2 protein-coding genes are annotated in these 23907 nt (G+C 62.2%); both read right to left on the bottom strand.

Annotated elements, in window-relative coordinates; translation table 11 throughout:
- Positions 1-201: 201 nt before the first annotated feature.
- Entirely contained in the window at positions 202-687 is a 486-nt protein-coding gene (locus FNU76_RS04865; RefSeq protein ID WP_143856659.1) for a hypothetical protein, read from the bottom strand.
- A complete protein-coding gene (locus tag FNU76_RS04860) occupies positions 677-23764 on the bottom strand; it encodes an FG-GAP-like repeat-containing protein (RefSeq protein ID WP_143856658.1) in 23088 nt (7695 codons plus the stop codon). Before FNU76_RS04860 ends, FNU76_RS04865 begins: the two co-directional genes overlap by 11 nt.
- Positions 23765-23907: the final 143 nt, after the last annotated feature.

Genomic DNA, 23907 nt, shown 5'->3' with positions numbered 1-23907 from the left:
TTAAACTGTGCCTATCAACGAAGTGAGCATTGGGTTTAACTGTTCGTTCCTCGGCTTGCAGCCTGACCAGATATCGTTCTGCATTACTCTCTGATGGCTCATCAATTCGCGCCATTCGCTTGATGGAAGCAGCGCTTTGGGGCGCATTTGAACCGATGCGCTGGAGTGCGGCAACCTCATTGGAAACTATGCTGTTTGGGACTAATGCAAGTGCAGCTCCATTCCAGCGCCCACATCCTCAATTCGAAGAGCAGCACCTCTTTTCATGCCAATTCTCTCAAGCCGTCCGGTTGAATAATTATCAAAGAACGCATCAAATCCTTCCCCGGTTTCAATTGGAAGATGCCATGAACTCTGAATATCCTTCATGTAGGGAAGAAGCTTTTTTATGGACTGCCGTACTCCAGGGGATGTTCTCTCAATAAGCTTACACCAATGATCGGCATCCTTTATTTCTGCCCCGATTTCAAATAGCGTTCCCCGAAAGAAATCTTCGCCCTCATTGGGAACAAGCACGTCTCCATTGCGGCGGCGGAAGGAGCATGCCCTGATCGTAGGAAAAGACTCCGCGTTCTTCCAGAAAACAAGCCTCCCTGCCATGAATTCGCTCTTAGAGAGGAATATTGCAGGCTCCCCAAAATAAGCCTCCACGGCTGCTCTCTCTTCCAGGCTGACGTCATTCTCCATAGCCATATCCCTTTTTGATTACTTCCCATGCCGCTTGGCGGCTCCCGTGTTGTTGTTCCAAGCGGTGTAACGTACCCAGCTCTGGCTTGCCAATTTGATTTGCAAATTTTTGCTCACCTAAAAAGGCACGAGCTTCGAAGTAGAGTTCGTTGTTTTTCATGCCTCTGGTTGCAATACCTGCCATATCGTCCAAATAGTGTTGCCCCTCATGCCTGAGAATAACAGAAGCCTTCTCCAGCCCACTCAGACCTGACCAGTCTAGATTGTTGTTCAACTGAAGCACACCAGTACCTGGCCTGTAAGCGCCATTATAACCCGTCGGAAGGTTTGTGTACTTAAGGGTAAGATCACCTTCCTGCAGAGCGCGCGCCAACGCCTTTGCGCGAACATCACCACTTTGCAACATACTTGCAGCCATTTCAGAATTTGGGCCAAACCTGCCCGGCCCAATTTCTACCCCTACACGACTTGCCATTAGGTCAGTGCTGTTTGGAGCTTTCCCATATCGCCAGGTTCCCACCGCTCCCACCTGAGAAAAGGCGGGACCCATGGTCCGCTGCAAGCCTTCAAGGCCTTCAAACATAAAACCATGCGTATTCATGTACTGATACACGTTCGTTTTGCTAACGGCAGTAGCCAGACCCTTTATCGCCGGCGCTAGTTTCACCACCCCCATCTCAACCGCCGAAGGACCCACGATGGCCATCATATCGGCTGCAGCAGCTCCATAGCGTAGGTCCGGTGTGATTTCCGTCTTGAAGCCCTTTAAATAATTGATCATGCCGTCGGTAACATTGAACGGCCTGAGCAATGGCGGTGTGGCTGCCTGTATGCCCAGTATGCCCATATCCACCGCGATATTGCCACCCTGAGCTTTAAGACCTGCCCCAATATCCTGCGAACGGTATGGCGTATTGTCGATCGCCGCATCGGCCAAATTCGGCAGGAAAGCCGCAATCGCCCCAGTTGCCATGCCCCCAAGGGGTGTTGCATAGGCCGTCCAGCCTAGTTTCTTTTGCAAGCCTTGGAAACGATCCACGAAGCCCCGTTCCGTTGCCTCTGTCGGGTCGGAACGGCCAGATTTAGCTTCGCTTGCGCTTAGCAATCCCGGCGATATGCCACCACCAGGCCAATATATCTGGTTGAGCCCATCACTGAAACTCCCAGTGTCGCCCGTCGAACGGGCCGACGTCATACCTAGCGAAAACGCGGATGCCGATTGTGCGCGCAAAGCTTGGGCCTGGCTGTATTCCTTCATTGCGGTGTTGTACGAAATAACCTCGCCGCCCTGCTTACCAAACCGAGCAATAGTTTTGTCGTCGAATGCCGCAAGATCGTGGCCGAACAGGGTCTGGCCTGGCTGGATAATGGGGTTGCCGGTACTTGGATCGCTGCGCAGACCATTAAGGTCAAACAACGCGCCGATCCCCGCCCGTTGATTCTTGCCATACATCTGAGCGGCTATCTTGCTGAGGTTATCGCCAGCTTGCACCGTGACTTCGTAACGAGGGGCATTTAGGCCATGCTGGCTCGTATAAAGATCATCGGCGACGTCCGAGCCGTTCCGTTCATCGGCGTTGGACCGGAAGTCGCTCGCCAGTCGTTTCATCCACTCGTCGGTGCTTTCCCAGGTCAGCGAGGGTACGCCGCGACGATTGGCTGCGGCCGTTACATCGGCTGCCATTTTTTGATAGGGTGCGGTCAGATCGTCCTGCATGGCCTGGGCTTGGGCGATCAGTTGCGCGCCCTGGCCATGAACAATCGGAGGTGGTCTTAAACGCGCACCTATGCTGTTTCCAATGGCATTGCCCAGCGTGTTGGCGAACAGTTCACGTCCATCCACTTTACCGGTCGAGACCAGCTGGCTAACCAGGTTAGACGAGAAAGCCTGGGTCAATTGACCAGTAAAGCCGCTGATGTTGTCTATCCCGAGACCTTTGTTCACGCCGGACGAAACAGCGGCGGCGGCAACGTTCTTCCAACTGAACTTGCCCAGATCCAGGGCCGATATCACGCCCATGCTGATTGTGCTGGTGACGGCGGCTGAAGCGGCGCTGGCCGCCCACGAAGCGCCACCGGCATTGCTGACAGCGCTGCCGACGGCATTGCTTACGCCACTCAGGCCCTGGCCTATGCCGGCGCTGAGTGCTGCGACGCCGACATTTTTCCAGGAGAAGGAATTGACGTTACCCATGGCCATGCCGGCCACTTGACTGGCGGCGCTGCCGGCGGCGGCGGCCAGCATGGATTGGCCGACGACGGCCCAGCTAAAGGTGCTGGCCGCAGCCACGGCGGCGCCCGCCACGGCGGCGCCCGCCCCGGCGGCGGCACCTGCGGTGGCGGCACTTGCGGCGATGGTCGCGCTGGTCGCCTCCACGACGGCCGCGCCGGCGCCCGGTCCAAGGGCAACGGTCACCGCAATTGCGATGGCGACCATAATGATAGTACCGAACACCCCGCAGCCCTCATCGTCCACCTTCGGCGGTGGCGGCGACGGCAAGGTCGGGTCCACTTCCCCCATCGCCTCGCCCGGCCGATAAACCCGGCTGGTACTGGCGTTGTGGTGGATATTGCTGACCTTGTTCGGCACCAGCAGCACTTGCCCTTCCTGCAAGGGGTCGTTGCCGCTCAGGCCGTTGGTGTCGGCCAGCAGGTACCACATGCTGCCGTCACCCCAGACCGCTTGCGCCACGCTGAAGAGCGTGTCGCCTTGGCGGGCGGTGTAGCTGCTGCCGGTGCTGCCGGGGTAGTCGGGGCTGATGGGGTCGTAGTTCTGGTCGAAGTCGGCCGAGTCGCGCGCCGTCCAGTTGGCGTAGCGGCTGTCGTTGCTTTCGTCGCTGTTGAGCTTCTGGAGCGCGGTGGCGTAGTCGGTGCGCGAGGGGCCGTCGTTGGAGACGTCGCCGACGCGGGTGCCGCCGGCGTAGTAGTACTGCCGCCAGCGGTAGATCTGGCCGTCGATGCGTTCATCGCGCCGCAGGATCTGGCCCTCGGCGGTGGTCAGGTAGTTGAAGCGGCGGTTGCCGACGCTGGTGTCGAACTTGTCGGCGACCTCGACGCTGGCGACATGGCCGTTGACGTCGTAGCTGAAGGCCGAGCGGCCCGGCAGCCAGCCGGAGACGTTGGTGTTGTAGGACTTGCCGGTGACGTCGATGGTCTTTTGTTTGGCGCTGTCCCAGTACTCGTACTGGTAGACGGTGGCGATCTCGGCCTGGCCGTTGGTATTGGCCAGTGAGTAGGTCATATTGCCGGCGGCGTCGTAGTAGTACCAGGTCTGGTTGGTGTTCCCGTCCTTGTTGGTGACATTGACTTCGCTCAGCTTGCCGGTCCAGCCGTCGTAGCGGTTGAGGCGGGATTCCAGCACCGCGCCGGTTTGGGCGGCGTACTGCACCTGCCGGCCGACCCGGCCGCTGGCGTCGATATCGCGGTACGAGCGCAACTCGCCGTCGATATACACCTCGGTGAGGTAGCCGTCGGCGGTGTATTTGTATTCCTCCAGATGGGCGTCGGTGCCGGCGATATAGCTGCCGCCATAGCTGGCGCTGAGCCGCTGGCCGTTGTAGTCGTAGGTCAGCCGCACGCCGTTATCGCCTTGTTCGATCACGCCGGTGCCGCGGGCGGCATCGCCCTGCTTGCCGTCGGCACTCTTGAGGCGGCCTTGCGTCACGGTGAAGCGGTTCATGCTGTCGTACTGGTACCAGAGGTCCTGTATGGCGAAGTTCTGCGAGGTAGCGGTCTTGTACTCGCTGAGGATGCGCCGCACATTGCCGACCGCGTCGTATTCGTAGCGGATATCGGCGCGCTGGTCGGAGTTGAGCACGCGGGAGACACGGTTGGCTGCGTCGTAGCTGATGGTGGCGCTTTGGTAGTACTCCACCGAACTGCCGGCCGGGACGATATTGCGATAGCCCTCGAAACTGCGATTGCCCTGGTGGTCGTAGCCGTAGACGGTTTCGACCTTGAGGACGTTGTCGCGGATGGATTTGACGTAGCCGTTGCTGTACTGGTCGAACGTGAGGTTCTGCAGCGCTTGGCCAGCCTGGTTGGTACTGGTCTGCTGGGTGAGCCAGCCGGCGCGGTTGTACTGGTACAGCGTGGTACGGCCGCTCTGGTCGACGTGCTGGGTGGTGTGGCCGAAGTAGTCCTTGCGGTCCACCTGGCTGCGTTCGGCGTTGATGACGGTCAGGCGCCCCTGCGCATCGAGATGCGAAGTGGCGGTGTTGACGGCGATATTCTTGGGGCCGGTTTGGCCTTCCGCCAGCGGGGCGATCGTGGTGGTGAGGTCGTAGCCACCGATACGCTGGCCGCCCAGGCCGACGATATCGCTCTTGTAGACATATTTGTAGTCGGTGACGACCCCGCCGTCGCGGGTGCGGGCGATGCGGCCGGCCAGGTCGTAGTCGCTGGTGGTGATGACGTTGTCGATCACGTCCGCCGCCATGACGCTGCCCTGTTCCCGCGTGCGGGCACTGAGGCGCCGGCCCAATGCGTCATAGATATATTGCTGCACCGGGCTGGCCACCTGGATGGTGTAACCCCCGCCTGTGCTGCCTCCGCCCGTGGCGGCGCGGAAGTTCATGCGGCTCGGTTCGGTCACCTGTACGAGCAGGCCGCGCTTGTCGTAGTCGTAGCGCGTGGTGTGGTTGCCGGCCTTGAGCGTTTCATTGCGTTCGCGTACTTGGCCGAAGGCATCGTACTTCATGGCCACCTTGCCGCCATCGGCGTGGATCTCTTCGATCTGCTGGCCGGCGGCGTCCAAGCGGACAAACTGGGCGTTGCCGTTCGCATCCACCGTGCCGAGCTGGCGGCCCGCCTTGCTGTACAACATTTGGGTGGTGGGCGTGACCGTACTGATGGTGCCGCGTTCGTCGGTACTGGCTACGGCGGCATCGCGCCGTTCGGTCATGAGTCCGAGGGCGTTGTAGCTGAGCGTGCGCACGCGGCCCAGGCCATCGGTTTCGCTGATGACTTGGCCGAAGGCGTCGTAGCTCTGCTGACGGGCAATGCGGACATTGTGGTTGCCGGTGACGGCGTAGGTCCAGCGCATTTCGGTCGTGCTGAGCGCGGCGCCGTCGCCCAGGGCGAAGGTATCCGAGCGGCGGGCGAGGACATTGCCGTTGGCATCCAGCAGTTCATAGGCGTACTCGTACACCTGCTGGCCGGCGGCCGGGCGCAGATGGCTGGCGTCCATCTCGAAATAGCCGTCCGTACCGATGGCCAGATCGCGTTGGGCAAAGGGACTGATGCTGTTGAGCGGATCGTTGTCGTCGGCGGTACGGCCGGCTTCCTGCGAAGGTTTGACGCGGTAATAGAAACGCGCCGTCTTGGCGTTGACGTCGCCGGACAGGAAGCGCAGCTGGGTCGGCGTACGTTCGATTTCCGGCTCGCCTACCACGTTGCCGTTCGGTCCCAGGTAGACCTTGACCGAGCCCTTGGTAAGCACACGGTTGAAGCCGTTCAGCGATTCGAAATCCAGGCGGTACTGGTAGTTCTTGGTCGCATCGGGCACCAGGTTGCTGGCGTTGGCGTTCCAGTTGAAGGTGCCGATGGTGTCGCCGGCAAAGCCGTTGAACAGCAGGATGGTGCCGACCGGAGCGGCTCGGCCGCTGTCGGTCAGGCCGTCGTTGATGGATTGATAGCCCAGGCTCAACCGGCTTGGGTTGCTGGCGCCATCGCCGATAAAGCCGGTCAGGGTCACCTGGTTCGGGTAGAGCGCCGCGGTACTGGCGAAGTCGGCTTGCGCCACATAGGCTTCCACCCGGCGAGCGGGGGCGCGCAGGTCCATACGGCCTGCCACCGCGTTGGTGACATTGCCGCTGCTGTCGTAGCTGGTAAGTTCGAAATCGAACTCGCCCTTGTCGCCGTCGATATCGTAGCTGACCAGTTTGCGGTAGTTGTCGCCGGTGAAGGCAGCCGGATCGCAGACGAACCAGCCGGGGACGCCGCTGACCAGGCCATCGCTGCGCAGCGGCAGGTTGCCCATGGGTGTCCAGTCCGTACGGCCCTTGGGACGGATGCGCAGGGTGCTGCTCACGGTTGGTATGCTGGCGAGGCTGCTACGGCCTTGATCGACAAAATTCAGCTTGCCGCTATCGTCGAAGAAGGCATAGCCGTTGCCGCCGATCTTGGGCGGCGTCTGGCTATTGGTGAAGGTGGCGCCGACTGGGGCGTAGCTGAGCAAGCCGGTCTGGCGCGCGAGCACCAAGGCCGGGTTGACGCCGTTCGCGGTCAGGCCGGTGTAGTGGTACTCGTAGGATTTGCCGGCCTGCAATCCGAGTGCAGCCGGGTCCAGGGTGAAGGTGGCGCTAGCTGGGTTGCGGGCCAGCGACTTGGTCGTGTAGGCCCCGCTGCCGCCGCTCTCGCGATAATGGAACAGCAGACGGCCGACATCGCTGTTCAAGCCGCGAATCACAAAAGCTTGCGGGAAGGGCTTGGACGCCAGCTGCACCACCGGGGTGGCGAAGCGCAGATCGACCAGGCCCGAGTCGGCCACCAAGGTGCGGACGCCGCTGCTGACCATGTAGAGTTTGAGCGTGGCTTCCGTCATTGGCAGGCTCAAGGGCAGCATGACGGCACTGTCGTTTCGGCTGGCCGTGGCAGTGCGCAGTGGTTTGCCTGGTTCGGCCACTTCCAGCTCATAGCTGTCGGCCAGGCCACGCAAGCCGTCGGGGATACGGACGGAGAAGCTGTCGACGCGATAGCTGGTCACCTTCTCGACGTAGTAGCCGTCCTTGATATGGCCGACCAAGACGTTCTCCAGCTTTGCCTCGCCGGTTACCTTGACGTCCAGCAACTGTCCTGCGGCCAAGCCGTTGGCGTAGGTCACGCCTGGTTCCATCACCGCAATGCCAGGCTTGCTGGACGGACCGGTGGCGTTCATGCCCACGGCCGACTCGGGTTGGCGCAGGTAGACCGAGCCCTGGGTGTTGAGCAGGCCATCGCCGCCGGCGATGCTGACGCCCTGGCTGTTCAATACTTCGTAGCGGAAGCTGTGGTCGCCCGCGGCGAGGCCGCTGAGATCGGCGGTGAACCAGTCGGCCACGCTGCCATTGGCACCGCTCTTGCGTACCAGGGTGAGTTTTTGATCGAGCGCGGCCGGGTCGTTCAGCTTGCGGCTGAACAGGTTGATGCTGTCGGTGCCGGGCGGTAGCCCGGTCAATTGCAGGCTGCGCTGGGCCGGCCGCGCCAAGGCGACGGAGAAGCTACCGCTGGCGACATTGGCATTCTGCAGGCCGCCGTGCGAACCGGCATAGCTGGCCACGGTTTCGTAGACATTGGCGTCGAGGAATTTACGGACCGTGATGCTGTAGTTGCCCCACATCTGGCGGTTGATGGCCAAATTGACGCTGCCGGCGGTGGCGATGGCGGTTGCCTTGACGTCCGCGCCGCCCTGATCGCGATAGATGACCTCGTAACCACCCATGCCATAGGCGCCCATCTGTGGCAGCGAGACATTGATGGAACCGGACATGATGCTATTGAGCGTCCTGGTCGCGGAATCGCCGACATCCACGGTCCTGCTATCGACCGCCACGGTAAAGATGGCCGGTACGCTGCTGAGCGGCGGTATCGCGGTGAGGGTGGCATTGCCCACCACCGGCAAGGTCGCGGCCGGCACGCCCTTCAGTACCGAGACCGATATCTTGCCGCCGGTGCTGATGTTCACCCCGCCGGAAATCGACACGCTGGCGCTGCTGAGCGTGGCGCTGATGTCCTCCACCGTGAAATCAGGCTGCACGGTCTGGATGGACAGATTGCGCTTGTCGAAGACGGTGATGGTCTTGACGTCGGCGCGCACATCCTTGTTCTGCACGCTGGCCAGGTCGGCCGTGGCCGATTCGACCTTGGCGGTGGCGTTGCCGTTGGCGTCGTGCACATAGATGGTGGCGACGCCGCCATTGCTGTTGCTCTTGACCACGCGGCCCAACACATCGTATTCGGCCCATTCCTGCCAGGCCAGGTCCAGGCCGCCGCCACCGATGCGCTTACCGGTGATTTCGCCGAAGGCGTTATAGCGGATCTCGCTCAGGTCGCCCTGCTGGCTGCTGTTCTTGGTGGACACGACGTTGCCGTTGGCGTCCCGGGTCGTCGTCACGGTCGCACGCTGGGTAAGCCGGCCTATCTCGCGGCCCAATACATCGTTGCGGATATAGGTGCTGTCGGTGTGGGCTTCGTTGCCGAAGCTGCTCATCAGCTTAACGACAGTGCGCGCCTGATTGCCGGCGCGATCGTAGCCGTAGTGGGTAATGTGGCCTTCTGCATCGATGCGGGCCTTGAGGCGGCCCGCTTCGTCATACTGCATGCGGACGACACGGTCGGCATTACGGTCGCTGGCGTGCAACTGGGTTTCGCTGGCTTGCGCGCCCAGGCCGGTGTAAGCGATCTGGCTGATACGCTGGACGTTGGCGCCGGTCTGGTCGGTGAATTGCGCCGAGCGGGTTTCCACCACGCGGCCCAGCTTGTCATAGACCTTGCGGCTGGTATTGAGGTCGGCATCGGTCTCGGCCACGACATTGCCCAGGCCGTCGTAGTCGTAATGCACGGTGGCGTCGCCGCTGAGGGCAGCGGCGCTGGCTTGGGCGTTGTAGCGCACGCCCCGCGTGGTCTTGTTGACCAGGCGGCCCAGCTTATCCATTTCGCTGACGGTGGTGCGGTCAGTGGCTCCAGATGCCACGGCCAGGGCCGAGACAGCGGTGGTGCGGGTGGGCATCGACACCATCGCGGTGGCGAAGCGTTGTTCGGTGACGATATTACCGTTGTAGTTCCAGCGGGTCAGATAGCGTTCCTGGTCCACCGCCGCGACCTTGCGGCCCAGCCCGTCGTAAAAGCTGAAGCTGGAGTTGCCGCGCCGATCCACTTCTTCGATCACATTGCCGGCGGCATCGTAGTAGGTTTTGCGGGTAAGGCTGCCGCTGTATACCTGGTAACTGCCACCGGCCAGCTCGCCGTATACCACGGCGCCGCTGGTCTCTACGACTTGGCGGCCAAGTGCATCGTTCTGGAAGGTCAGCGTGCGGTCGGCGGCATTGGCGGCGACTACAGGCGGCATCCCGCCGGCCTGCGCGGGCAGGGCGATAGGCGTGGCATAGGCGGTCTGCGCCACCACGAAACCGTTGCTGTCGTACTGGCGGCCCACCAGGAAGCCTGCCGCGTTCAGGTCGGCCACCTTGCGGTCGGCCAAATCATGGTAGGCAAGCGTGCGGATCGGGCTGCCGATCAACGTGGGCGATGCGCCATCCTGCAGGCCCGTCTGGGTCTCGATGACGTTACCGCGCCGGTCGTAGATGGTCCGTTCCATGCTCCGGCCACGGCTTTGCGTCATGCTCAACGGATCGACCACATCGACTTCGGCGCCTAGCTTGCTGATCTGCCGGCCCAGTTTGTCGAAACCGTAGCTGGTGACGCGCTGCTCGGCCAGATCCTTGGCCTCGGTGCTGCGGATGCGATTGCCGAAGGCGTCGTAGTCGTATTCGTTGACCACCGCCACGGCCACACCCTGGGCATTTAGGGCGTTGACCGGCAGGGTCTCGCGCAGGAGGCGGCCCAGCGCGTCATAGCTATAGCGGACTTGACCGCCCAGCTTGTTGACGGCGGTCTCCTTCTCGCCGAAGGCGTTGTAGCCGAAGCTTTCCTTGAAGCGCACCTGGTTGGCACCGCCGGCATCCTGGCTTTCCAGGCGTCGGTCCAGCTTGTCGAAGCGGTCGTTCCAGTTGGCGTCCTGCAATGCGTTCAGATACAGGTAGGCACCGCCGCCGGGAATCGCGGCGCCGGGCGCCAGCAATTTGACCAAGCCCTGCTGGGTGCCCTGTACTTGCTGGGCATAGCGGGTCTTGCCGATGACATTGCCGAAACCGTCATAGGTATAGCCGGTCAGGTAATGCTCGTTGTCGATCTCCTGTATCAGCTGGTTCTGGCGGTCATAGCTGCGGTAGCTGATAAAGCCGCGCGCATCGGTCAACTTGACGGCGTTGCCGAAGGCGTCGTAATCGACCAGCTTGGTGTGACCCAAGGCATTTTCGGTCTTGAAGACGCGGCCGTTGGCATCGAACCATTGCTTTGTCGTACCGCTGGCGCTGCGAATCGCGGTGCGCTGGCCCTTGCCGTCCAGTGTGTATTCGGTCGCCAGAGCGTCCTTGCTGCCGTACGCCTTGGTTTCGCGTATCAGCTGGCCGGCGCTGTCGTAGTCGAAATGCAGGGTGCTGGCTTCGGTGGTATCGGCCGCCACGGTGCGGTCGCTGAGCAGGCCGCGCGCGTCGTAGCGGTTGCGGGTCAGCGTGCCCATGGCATCGATGGTTTCGATCACCCGGCCGGCGGCGTCGTAGCGCTGTTCGGTCACCACGGCTTGCGCCGGCAGGGTCGCCGGCAAGGCCTGGATTACGCGGCGCTCGTCATAGACCGTCAGGGTCGGAATGGCGGGATAGCGAATCGAGAAGCGTTCGCGGCCGGCCTTGTCGTAGCGGCTTTCGCTGACATAGCCGGCGGCATCGATATGGAAACGCTGGCGGCCGGCCGCATCGTACACATAGCGGTCGGTGCGCTTGACCAGGGTCGGGTTGGCTGCCGTCACGGTATTGAGGGCGGTCACCACCTGGGCGGCGGTGGGCGGCGCGCTCAGGCTGATGCGGACCGGATGGCGGCTGCTTTCCACCACATGGCCGGCCAGATCGTAGCTGCTCTGCGTGACATAACCTTCCGCGTCGATAGCGAAGGTCGCGCGTCCCGCCTTATCGAACACGGTATAGCTGTGACGGTCGTCGGCTGTCAGCTGCTGGGCGATCTGCTGCTTCAGTTCGGTTTGATTGTTCCAGCTCGTGCTTACCGGCTTGGCGTACTCACTGCGCTGCACCACCGCGCCCTGGGCATCCAGGACCAGGGCGGTGACGAAGCCGAGCGGATCGACCGTATGGGTCAGGCGGCCATCCTTGTCATAGGCATAGCGAGTCGACGGTTCGCGGGTCTGCGGTGTCTGCACCGGCAAGGCGGCGATCAGCGTGGCTTCGGTCAGGCTGGCCGGCACGACGATAGGCTTGGCGTAGCGGACCGCTTCGATCAGCTGGCCGGCCGCGTCATAGCGCCGTTCGCTGACGTTGCCGAGCGGATCGATGGTGAAGCGGATGCGGCCGGCGGCATCGTAAACGAAGCGGGTGGCGTGGTTGAGGGCATCGTAACGGGCGCTGACATTGCCGGCGGCGTCGTATTCGTAGCGGGTAGTGAGCTTCAGGCGGGTCGAATCGACCGTCTCGCTCAAGCGGCGGCCCAATTCGTCGTAGCTATAGCTGGTGACCTTGGCGGCGCTGGTACCGGCCGCCTCGGTGATGCTGGCGACCTGGCCGGCCGGTGTGTAGCTGTACTCGGTACGCAGGGCCAGCGCACCGGCTTTGGGGACGGCATTGGGATCGTATTCGGAATCGACAATCGTGGCTTTGACCCGGCCACGGGCGTCGAATTCGGTGCGGGTCCAGATACCGTCCGGCGATTTGCTCCAGATGGCGCGGCCGATGCCGTCAAGGAGATAGGTCGTGGTCAGGCCGGCATCGCCCGGGGAGTTTTCCAGGCCAGGTGCGAGGGTGCGGCTGACGATACGGTTGGCGGCATCGTAGGTGAAATTCGTGACGATATCGTTGGCGAATTCCTGCACGCGGTTGCCGGCGCGATCGTAGCTGTAGCTGAGCGGTATGTCGAAATCGCGGTTGTCGGCGGCAGTCTCGTTATCGGCCAGCACCTTGCTGATCAGTTGGCCGTCGCGGTTGTAGTGATACTGGGTGACATGGCCGGTGCCGTCCTTGATCCGGTACTGCTCGCCATGGGCGTTGTGCGTGGTGGTGACCGTCACGCCTTCCGGGCTGGTGATGGTCATCTGGCGCTTGGCGCTGTCGAAGCTATAGCGCGTGGTCTGACCGTTAGCGTCGCGGATCGAATAGATGCGGCCCAGCCCATCGTAGGCGGTCAGGCGCTGGCTGCCGTCGGCACTGATGACACCGACGATGCGGCCAGCCCGGTCGTAGCCGGTCTTGGTCAGCTTGCCCAGCGCATCGACGGTTTCAAAGACGCGGCCGAAGGCGTCGTAGCGCTGCTCGGCCGTTGCCACGCCTTGTGTCGTGGTGCGCAGCAGGCCGCGCCGGTCGTAGCTGCTGCGGATGACGGTCTGGCTGCCATCCTGCTTGAGCGAGCGGGTTTCGGTCGCTTCACCGAAGGTGTTGTAGACCGCCGCGCTGAGCAGGCCCAGCGCGTCATTGCTCTGTAGCTGCTGACCGCGCAGGTTGTAGCTGCGCTGTACCGACTGGTCCAGATTCGTTTGCTTGAGATTGTTCACCAAGGCAAGGAATTCGGGCGTGGTTTTACCACCGGCCAGGCCGTACAGGCCATTGGCCGCGGTGATACGCGTGGCATAGGCGACCGTACGCTCTTCCAGGCTTCGGCTGTTGTAGTCGGTCTGGCGGACTTCGCCGTCGGCGTTGACGGTGTGGGTCAGGCGGTCCATGGCGTCGTAGAAGAACACTGTCCTGCGGCCGGCGCCATCCACGGTCGCGATGCGCCTTCCGGCGGCGTCGTAGGTGTGCTTGCTGCCCTCCAGAGCGATCTGCGCAGCGATTTGCGCCTCGGTCGGATTGACCGGTAGCTTGGCGCTGCCCACGCCGCTCAGTTCTGCGACCAGTTGACCACGGCTGTCGTAGCGCATCAGCTTGGTGCGCTCCTCGCCGCTACTTAGCGCGCTGACCACTTTGGTCAGCTTGCCCATCTGGTCGTAGCCGTAGCTGGTCACGATGTTTTGTGGATGTTGTTCTTCCTGTACCAACCGGTTCAGCGCGTCGTAGCGGAAATAGGTGGTCTGGTTCTCCGGATGGTTCAGCACGGTGGGCAGGCAATCGCCCAGGCTCGCACCCAATAGGTTGCGGGCCACGTGGGCATAGCGGACCTCGGCGTACTTGTTGCCCAGCGTGTCGTAGCGGTATTCGACCAGCGCGCCTTCGGCGTCGATCGTGCCTTCCAACTGGCCAGTGGCGCTGTACAGCCTGCGGCTGACCTGGTCGGCGGCGGCGGGGGCGGGCCGCAACTGGAGCAGCGTGCCGGCGGCGCGCTGGGCCGGATCGGTGGCGGTGGCGTAGCGGGTGGTGCCGGTTTGCTGGCCCTTGGCATCGAAGCGATATTCGGTCAGATAGCCTTCGGCATCGAGCACGGCCTGCAGCTGGCCTTCGCTGCTGAAGAAGTAGCGGGTCTGGCGGTTATTGGCGCTATCGGCGCCGTAGGCGGCAGCTTGGGCGGCGACCTTGGCCGGCGCGGAATCGGCCGGGCTGCCCAGTGCGGCCAGCAGTGTGTCGAGATTGAGCGGCTTGGCATAGCGGGTGAGGGCGATGCGCTGGCCGACCTTGTCGTAGCGGTACTCGGTGACGGCACCATCGGCGGCCACTTCGTATTGCAATTGATTGGCCTGGTCGTAGAAATACAGCGTCTGCGGCAGGTCGTTGGCGGCATGGCCGCGGTTGAAATCGGCCAGCGTCTTGCTGGTCGGGTTGGCGGCCAGTGCCGCCAGCAGGGCGGCATCGGCCCGGTTGTCGTTGACGATGCGGCGCGTCAGCTGGCCGGCCTGGTTGTAGACCATCTCGACGACGGTGCCGTCGGCCGAGATTTCGCCGACTTGGCGCGAGGCGCTGTCGTACAGGTAGAAGGTATGGGCACCGATCTGGTCGGTCTTTTTGACCAGACGGCCCAGCTTGTCGTAGACGTAGTTGCTGGTACCCAGCAAACGGCTGTCGGCCTGCTGCACGCTGAGGGCATGGCCGGTGGCGTCGTAGGCGGTGGTGGTGGTCAGGCCGTTGGCCTGGATCACCTGGGTACGCTGGCCCAGCGCGTCGTAGATGTAGCGGGTGATATTGCCGAGCGCGTCGGTGGTGCTGGTGAGGTTGCCGTAGGCGTCGTAGCCTTGCTTGCTCAACTGCTTCTTGGCATCGCTGGTTTCGATGCGCTGGCCAATGGCGTCGTAGCTGAATTCGGTGCGATAGCCGAGCGCGTCGATTTGCGCACGCAGATTGCCCAGGGCGTCGTATTCGAGTTTGCTGATATTGCCGAGCGCATCGGTGGTTTGGGTGCGGCGGCCGTTCTTGTCGTAGCTGAATTCGGTAATGTCGACTGGGAGGGTTTCTTGAAGTTGCTCTACCAGGGTGACCGAGCTGCCAGACAGGGTTGACGACTGCCGGGCGATGATGGCCAGGCGGCTGTTGTCCCAGTTGTCGGTATTGCGCCGGTCGATCAGACCGCTGCTGCGGTCGGTGCCCTTCTGGTACAAGTAAAGCGTGCTGCCCAGTGCATCGGTGATGATCTCGACCACATAGATCTTACCGTTGCTGACGCTACCGATCTGCGTGCTGACATTGGCTTGGCTGACCCGGTCGTAGTAATGGCTAAACGCCTGCGTACCACGGATATCGATGAAATGGCGGCGATAGGCATTGCCGGCCTGGCCATTGTCGATGCCCAGCATCAAGGAGCGGGCGGCACTGATGCCGTCCAAGGTGATTTCCGCTCGATAGCCCGTGCCCAGCGGATTGCTGCGCATGCCATATACGGTCGGGGAAGCGGTGCTGGAATGGTTGCCGCTGGTGATGGCCAGGGCGCCGTTGACCAGCGCCATACCCACCGGCAGCACGGTCAGGCCGCTGGCGTTGGTAGCGAAGTCTTGCGTCCAGGCGGCGAGGGCTGCCAGAACCGTGGTCTCTGTCGGAGTGGTCAGATTGACGCGTTTGTCATAGCGCGCGGTTGAAGCCAGGTTGCCCAGTGCGTCGTAACGGTTCTCGCTGACAAAACCTTCGGCATCGATCACAAAGCGCTGCCGACCCATGGCGTCATGGACGTACTGGGTCTTGTTGCCCAGCGCATCCGTGCGGGCGATGACATTGCCTTGGGCGTCGTAGTCGGCCTTGCTGGTCTGGCCCAGTGGATCGGTGGTTTGGGTACGGCGGCCAGCCTTGTCGTAAACGTAGTTGCTGCTGCGGTCTTGCGCGTTGGTGACGGGGCTGGGCTGCCAGGCGCCGGTGACCGTGGTCGAGAGCGGTGTGGCATAGCGTGTTTCGCGCGTCGTTTGACCTGCCGCATCGTACTGGTATTGGGTCAGCGCACCGTGCGCATCCATGCGGTATTGCAAGCGGCCGGCGGTATCGTAGGCAGCCCGGCTGGTGTTGCCCAATGCATCGGTGTCGGCGATGGCCTGGCCGAATACGTCGTAGCTGGTCTTGCTGATATTGCCCAGCGCATCGGTGGTCTGGATGCGGCGGCCGGCGGCGTCGTAGCTGTAGCGTGTTACTTGGGTGGGTGTGACTTCCTGCAAACGTTCGACCACGGTGGTCGAGTTACCCGCCATGCCAGGCATGAAATGGCCATAAATGCGCGCCTGGGCGCTATTCCAGTTTGGCTGGTCACGCCGGTCCACCAGGCCGGCCGAACGGACTTTACCCTTTTCGTACAGATAAAGTGTCGAACCACGCTCGTCCGTTTCTATCTCGACCACATAACTCGCGCCGTCTTTGACCGTTCCGAAGTTCTCTCCCAGCTTGGTCGAGGTAGCCGCATCAAAATAACTGACCGAGGCACTATTTCCCTGGAATGAGACCGCATGGCGGCGATAGGCCGGATTGGTTTGCGCCAAGTCGTTATCGATACCGAAGTAGAAATATCGGCTGGTACCCGAGCTATCCAGGGTCAGTTCGGCACGATAGCTATTGCCCATGGGCTTGAGAATTGTGGATGCGCTAGGCCAGATATCGCTAGTGCCCGGTCCACTATTGACGGCAAGGGTGCCATTCGGGAGCCGGGTCATTTGGGGCGGCAGCGCCGACAAGGTGGCGCTGCTGCCCAGGGCGGCCAGAATGGCACTGCTACTGGCGCCAGTGGGCAGACTTACCCGCTTGTCGTAACGAGCTGTGGCGACGACTTTACCTTCTCCGTCGTAGCGGGTTTCGCTGACATAGCCTTCGGGGTCGATGGCAAAGCGTTGCCGGCCCGCGGCATCGTAGCTAAAGCTGCTGATCCGGTCCTTGGCTGCATCGCTATGCAGCAAGCTCTTGATCAGCGCTGCATCCAGATTGTCGGAAGGATTGACGGTCTCGAAGCCGCCAGCGATCACCTGCCAATTGGCGGCGCCACCATCGAGCTTGGAATTGGGATTCAATATCGCGCCGGTGGCGATATCGATCAGCTCCACCGTATCCACTTCCAGCAATCGGCTGAGGTCGCCGCTGGTATCGCTGCCATAGTTGTACAGAATCAGCGGCGCCGCGCTGGCGGTGCCGGTAAAGAATTTGTTAGGGTTGGTGGCAATGCCAACGGCACTTTCGCCGCTGATTTCGCCTTCAAAGGTTCGCCAACCCATTTCGGGCGTCAAAGGCACACCCGCCGCAGCCGCGTAGGAGAAGGTGGCGAAGCCGGAGTTGGACAACTCCTTGCCGGTGCCGTCTTTGCCGACCACACCCACATAGACCGACCCGGTGCCGCTGAGCTGGCGCAGCGTAGCGCGGATTTTGTAGGTCTTGGCGGGATTGACGTTCGCAAACGTCGTCCCTTTGATAACGGCTTGCAAGCCTTTGAAGGTCAGGGTCTTGCCGTCACTGCTGCCTATTGAAGGAATCTGAACGGCAGCGGCATAGGCGATCCGGCTACTGACGTTTCCGGCTGCGTCATAGCGCGTTTCGGTCACGGCGCCAACGGCGTCCACGGCATAGATCTGCCGGCCGGCTGCGTCGTATACATATTGCGTACTGCGGTTCTTTTCCGGGCTCAGCTTGGGCAGGGTCTCGACATAACTACGCCAATTAGGCCGCAACAATGGCGATGTATTGCTGAAACCCTGTGTGCCGTTGCCCTGCCATAGTCGTAAGGAAGCATGGAGCGAGGCCGCACCGCGGTTGCCGAGCAGTACCTCCTTGCCGCCGGCCCCGTCGAAATTGCCGGTAGCGAGAACCTGGTAGCCTTTGAAGGCAGTGACATCCAAAGGAGACTGCGAAATATCGCTAAAGCCTCCGTTGGCTGCCTGTCCGTACCAGAAATGCTGGACCGCACCACTGCTGAGGCTGGCGGTGTTCAAATACAGATCGGTCTTGCCGTCGTTGTTGAAATCGCCGTTGGCCAAGACTTGGTAACCGGCCCACGAGGCGTGCAGGGCCGGCAGACTCTTGTCGATAAAGCCGGTGCTGGCCTGGCCGTACCAGATGTGCTGGGTCTTGCCGCCGCCCAGGTTGCTACTGTTCAAGTAAAGGTCGGTCTTGCCGTCGCCATCGAAGTCGCCGCTGGCAAGGACTTGATAGTCGGTCCAACCGGCTGCCAGGCCCGCCACGGTTTGGTCATTGAAGCCGCTGGCACCGCCGTACCAAATGTGCTGGGCGGCACCGCTACCGAGATTGCCGCGATTCAGATACAGATCGGTTTTGCCATCGCCGTTGAAGTCGCCGCTGGCCAGTACCTGGTAATCCACCCAGCCGGCATCGAGCGCATTGAGCGAGGTATCGCTGAACCCGGTTCCACTTTGGCCGTACCAAATATGTTGCCTGTTTCCACCTGCCAGGTTGCTGGTGTTGAGATATAGGTCGGTCTTGCCGTCGCCATTGAAATCACCGGTCGCCATGATCTTGTAACCGGACCAGCTGGCATCGAGCTTGGTGACGCTGGTATCGGCAAAACCGCCGTTAGCCTGGCCGTACCAGATGTGCTGGGCGGCGCCGCCGCCCAAGTTGGCATAGTTCAGGTAAAGGTCGGTCCTGCCGTCGCCATTGAAATCGCCGGTGGCCAGTACTTGGTAGCCGGACCAGCTGAAGTGCAGCGGCGGCACGACATAATCGCTGAAGCCGCCATTGTCGGTGCCGTAGAGGATGTGCTGCACGCCGCCAAGCGTGCGGCTGTTGACGTACAGATCGGTGTTGCCGTCCCCGTTGAAATCGCCCTGGGCCAGGATGTCGTAAGATTGGCTCTTATCCCAGGCCAGCGAGGCATAGCTGGTGGTCTTGATCAGCTTGCCGACCGCGTCGTAGCTGTACTCGGTGGTTGCGCCTGCCGCATCGATCTGGCCAATGCGACGATTGGCATTGTCGTACACGTAGTAAGTGATCTGGTCATTTTCGCTGCGCAGGATGCTGCTGCCAGCCGTCAGGCTGGCCGGCGTGGCGTGGGCCAGCGCATAACGGGTCTGGCTGGTCAGATTGCCATTGCCGTCGTAGCTGCTGCCGATCACATTGCCTAGCGGATCGACCGAATACACGACTTGGCCGGCGGCATCGAAGACGCTATGGCTGACGCGGTTGTTGGCATCGCCGGCATAAGCAGCGCCGACCAGGATAGCCTGCAGTTCGGCACGGCTGGTCCAATTGCCTACGACCTGCTTGGCGTAGTCCAGGCGGCTGATCAGCTTGCCGGCCGCGTCATAACGCAGCTCGGTCACCGCACCCAGCGCATCGACGTTGTAAATCGCCCGGCCGTCCTTGTCGTAGACGGTCCGGTTGATCCGGTCGGCCGGATCGGTGCTCAGCAGGGCATCGATCTGGCTGGCGCTGTAGCCGACCATCGCGTCGGCCAACACGGGCAGGGCACTCAGATTGACGGTCTTGGCATAGGCGACGGTCCGGCTCACCCGGCCGGCAGCGTCGTATTGCTGGCTGACCACCGCGCCCAAGGGATCGATGCTATGCGTCAGTTGCCCGGCCGCGTCATACACAAAGCGGCTGGTATTGCCCAAGGCATCGCGCTTGGCGATGACCTGGTCCGCGCGGTTGTATTCGTAGCGGGTGGTCAGCTTGAGGCCGGCCGGATCGACGATCTCTTGCGTGCGGCGGCCGAGGTTATCGTAGACGTATTGGGTGGTCTGCGCTTCCGGCTTGCCGGCGCCTTGCGTCACGCTGAGGGTATGGCCTTGCGCGTCGTAGCTGTATTCGGTGCGCAGGTTCAGCTTGCCGGCGCCATCGTCCACCACGACTGCTTTCAGCTGGCCGTTGCGGTCGTATTCGTTGCGCGTGACCGTGCCTTTGGCGTCGGTCGCGGTGACGGTGCGGCCGCGTCCGTCGAAGGTGTAGCTGGTGGTGAGGTTCAGGCCGGCCGGGTCGACCTGCCGCTTGAACTGGCGGTTGGCGGCATCGAAGCTGTACAGCGTGACGGTGCCGTTGGCATCGGTTGTTTGCACCAGGTTGCCGGCCGCATCGTAGGCTTTGTCGCTGGATTGGCCCAGCCCATCGGTCACACGGGTCAGCTGGCCGTCGGCGTCGTAGTTGTAGCGCGTCTGCTGGCCCTTGCCGTCGCTGAGCGTCACGATCTCGCCATGGCGGTTTCGTTCGCTGCTGCTGACGATGCCTTCCGCGGTCGTGACGGTGATGCGCCGAGTGGCGTTGTCGTAGCTGAAGCTGGTGGTATGGCCCAGCGCATCGGTCTGGGTCAGGACGCGGTCGAAGGCGTCGTAGCTGCTCTTGCGGGTGGCATTGTTGGGGTCGGTGACCAGGACGGTACGGCCCAGGCGATCGAAGGCGCTGGTACTGGTCTTGCCACGCGCGTCGGTGCCGGCGATCTGGCGGCCGAAGGCGTCGTACTGGCTGCTGGTCGTGGCGTTGAGGCCGCCCACGTCGGCGACGGACTGCAGACGCAGGCCGCGCCGGTCATAGCTGTAACTGCTGACCAGCGTGCGGCCGGCCTCGATCGGGGCCGTGCTGCCGGCGAGTTCGCCGAACGCGTTGTAACGTTGGCTGGTGGTGTTGCCGAGGCTGTCGAGCGCGTCCTTGACCTGGCCGCGCAGGGTGTAGCTGGTCTTGCTGGTGCGGTCTTCCAGGCTGGCGGAGGACCAGATCAAGGAATTGATGGCCGTGGTCAGCAGACCGCCGTTCAAGCCTGCCAGTACGGCTGGCGGCAGGCGGTTGATGCCCAAACGGGTGGCGCTGACCTGACCGAAGGCGTCGTACTCGGTCTTGCTGATCTCGCCCAGGCCGTTGAGGCTGTAGACCAGTCGGCCGACCGCATCGTAGTAGAAACGGGTCTTGTTGCCCCGGCCGTCGGTACTGACAATGCGGCGTCCGGCACTGTCGTAATCGTGGCGAATGGCATAGCTATCGCTGATGGCGGTCTTGTTGGCCGCGGTCAGGTTGGCCAAGAGCTCGGGGTAACCCAAACGCTTGCGCTCGGCCCGCACGGCGGTGCCGTCCTGTTCCAGCAGTGCGACCCCTTGGCTACTCAATTCGCGGGTAACCCGGCCCAGCAGATCGTATTCGACGATATCGCTGCGCAACTGGAAAGTGTCGTTATAAGCCGCATCCTTGCGGATCAGCTGCCCGGCGCTGTTGTAGCTATAGCGGGTGACGGTGCCGTCGATAGCCGTTTCGGTCGCCAATTCGCCACGGGGGGTGTAGCTGAACTGCTTGACCTGGTCCTGGCCGGAGGTCGCCGGTTTGATATTGGCCAAGGTCTTGCCGATTGCCAGGTTCGCGCTATTGACGGCCGTGGCGTAAGCGATTTCCTTGGTCTTGTTACCCAGCGTGTCGTACTGCAGCTCGGTCAGGTAGCCTTCCGCATCAACCTTGGCCTGTACCCGGTCCTGCCCATCATAGAGGTACCAGTCATGCTGATCGGCCGGCGCGGCTGCAGGCGTCAGGCTGGCGAGCGTGCCGCTGACGCGACTGGCCAGGGGACTGGCCGTGGCAAAGCGGATGCTATGCACCAGTCGGCCGGCGCTGTCGTATTCATTCAGGCTGAGGAAGCCTTCGGCATCGAGCTGGCCCAGCAGCTTGCCGTCGGCATCGTAGAAGCTGCGGACGGTCCGGTCGCCGGCGGCCGGGGTGACCAGCACGCTTTCGGCGGTGCTGGTGGCGGTGACCGTGCTGGCGGTCCTGGTCTCGTAGCGGGTTTCCTGCAGCAACTGGCCGGCGCCGTCGTAGCGCCATTCGGTGACGAAGCCTTCGGCATCGACTTGCTTGGCCAAGCGGCCGGCCACATCGTACAGCTGATAGCTATTGCGATCGTCGGCGGAGCGGGGCAGGGCCTGCATGGTGGCCAGGCTCAGCGCCATCGTGCCGGTATCGGCGAGCGGCGTGGCATAGGCGACCTGCTGCGTGGGGCGGCCGGCGGCGTCATAGCGTTGTTCTACCACCGCGCCTGTAGCAGAGATGCTGTAGCGCAGGCGGTTGTTGCCGTCGTATACCGAGCGCGTCAGCACGCCATCTGCGTCGATCAGGGCAACGCGGTTGCCGTTGGCGTCGTAACGGTATTGCACCGGACCGGCGCCACCCTGGATCGTGCCGATCAATTGGCCTGCCAGGTCGTAGCTATCGGTATCGATGCGGCCATTGCGCTGGGTGTGAATGATACGGCGGCCGGCATCATCGTACTGGTGCAAGGTCGAGGTCGCGGGCACACCGCTGTCCAGCGTGCTGAGCAGGCGGCCGAGGCCGTCATAGCCATGGCTGAGCTGGCGGCCGCTGGCGTCGACCTGGGTCAGCAGGCGGCCGGACAGGTCGTAGGTGTAGCTGGTCTTGCTGGACCCGGCCGACACCCCGGCACCCACGTTATCCACGGCGGTATAGCGCACCAGATCCTTGCGCTGGCCACGGGCGTCGTAGCTGTAGTCCTCGCGTTTCAACTGGCTGGCCGGCTGGCTGGCTGCCCAGGCGGCCAACTCCGCCTCGCTGGGTGCGGCGTGCTTGGCCAAGGCGCCGAGCGGATAGACGCTGGCAAGGTAGCTGAGCTGGCTGCTGCGCTGGCCGAAACCATCGTAGCGATATTCGGTGACCCGGCCTTCGGCGCTGACCATAAAGCGCAGGTTCTGCTTCGCGTCGTAGCTGTAGCGGGTCGTGGCGGGCGCGCCGGCCAGGCCGCTGCCGGCCCCATCCGGATCGGGCGTGCGGAAGCGGGTTTCGGTCAATAACTGGTTGGCGGCGTCATAGCTGCGCTCTATGCGTACCCCGGCATTGCTCTGTTGGCTGAGCTGGTTGCCGTTGGCGTCGTAGCTATAGGTAACGGCATTGCCCAACGCGTCGCTGCTGTGGCTGAGATTGCCGTCGACGTCATAGACATACAGCAGCTTTTGAACCAGGCCATCAACGGTGGGGCCATTGATTTCGACCAGGCGGTTCTGGGCATCGTAGCGATAGCGCGTGGCATAGCTGAGCGGATCGGTAACGGTGGTGGTACGCGTCGCCAGGTCGTAGGCAAAGCGGGTGATTTGACCCAGGCCGTCGGTCACCGTTTCGACCCGGTAATCATCGGTCGCTACCAGCTTATAAGTGAAGCTGAGCTTGCTGCCGTCGGTCTGGCTGATGCTGGCCAGCCGGTTGCTGCTGCCGTCGTAGGTATAGGCAAGGAGGTAGACCTTGCCGTCGGCGATGCTGTTATCGTCGGGCGTCAGGTCGACCTTGACCTCGTCCAGGCGGTTTTGCGCGTCGTAGTGGTAATAGGTGCGGCTGACGATGCCGCCATCGGCGCGAGTCAGCTTTTCCTGGCTCAGATTACGGCCGGTATAGACGTAATCGACGCTATCGCCATTGGCATGCACCGTGCGCGTCAACAGGCCATTGCTGAAGCTGTAGCCCACCGTATTGCCGGCTGCGTCCTTGACCTGGTTGAGGCGGTAGACGCTGCCGTCGAGCTGGTAGCGTTCCTGCAGGCGGCTGCTGCCGTCCTGCCAGGTCCAGGTGCTGCCATCGTAACTGAGGCTGTCGTGCGCGCCGTCGCCATCCTGGCTGACATAGCGCGCCGGCTGGCCACCGGCGGCGGCCACATAGCCGAAAGCCTGCACGCTCCCGTCGGCCGTGATCCGCTCGATCTTGCTCCCGATGGTATTGACCGTGCCGGTCAGGTTGCGCAGCAGCCGATAGCCGCCCAGCCACCAGGCATCGGCGTTGTCGTCGCTGAACTTGGCCTGGCTGTTGTAGGTCCGCAGCACATCGCTGGCCAGCCCCTTGCCTTGGAGGATTTCGTCGCGGCGCTGCACCACCAGGTTGCCGCGGGCGATATTGATCGCGACCCCCTCTCCGGCTTGCCCTATTGCTTCAATGCCCGAGCCTGCGCCCAAGCGCGCAACGGTGCCGTTGAACAAAGCGGTGTCTTGACCTGCGACGATAGTGACCATCTTGCTGATTCCATGAACGGTTGGTCGCCGGTTGCCGGGCGACTGGTTAAGACAATGGCTCCGTTCGGGAACTCAGAATGTTTAGCGATATCTAAAAATATTTTTATAAATTTATTTAAATGTTTGTTTTTAAATGAAATAAA

Source organism: Chitinimonas arctica, assembly GCF_007431345.1.
Classification (GTDB): domain Bacteria; phylum Pseudomonadota; class Gammaproteobacteria; order Burkholderiales; family Chitinimonadaceae; genus Chitinimonas; species Chitinimonas arctica.
This window is presented reverse-complemented; position numbering and strand designations above follow the sequence as displayed.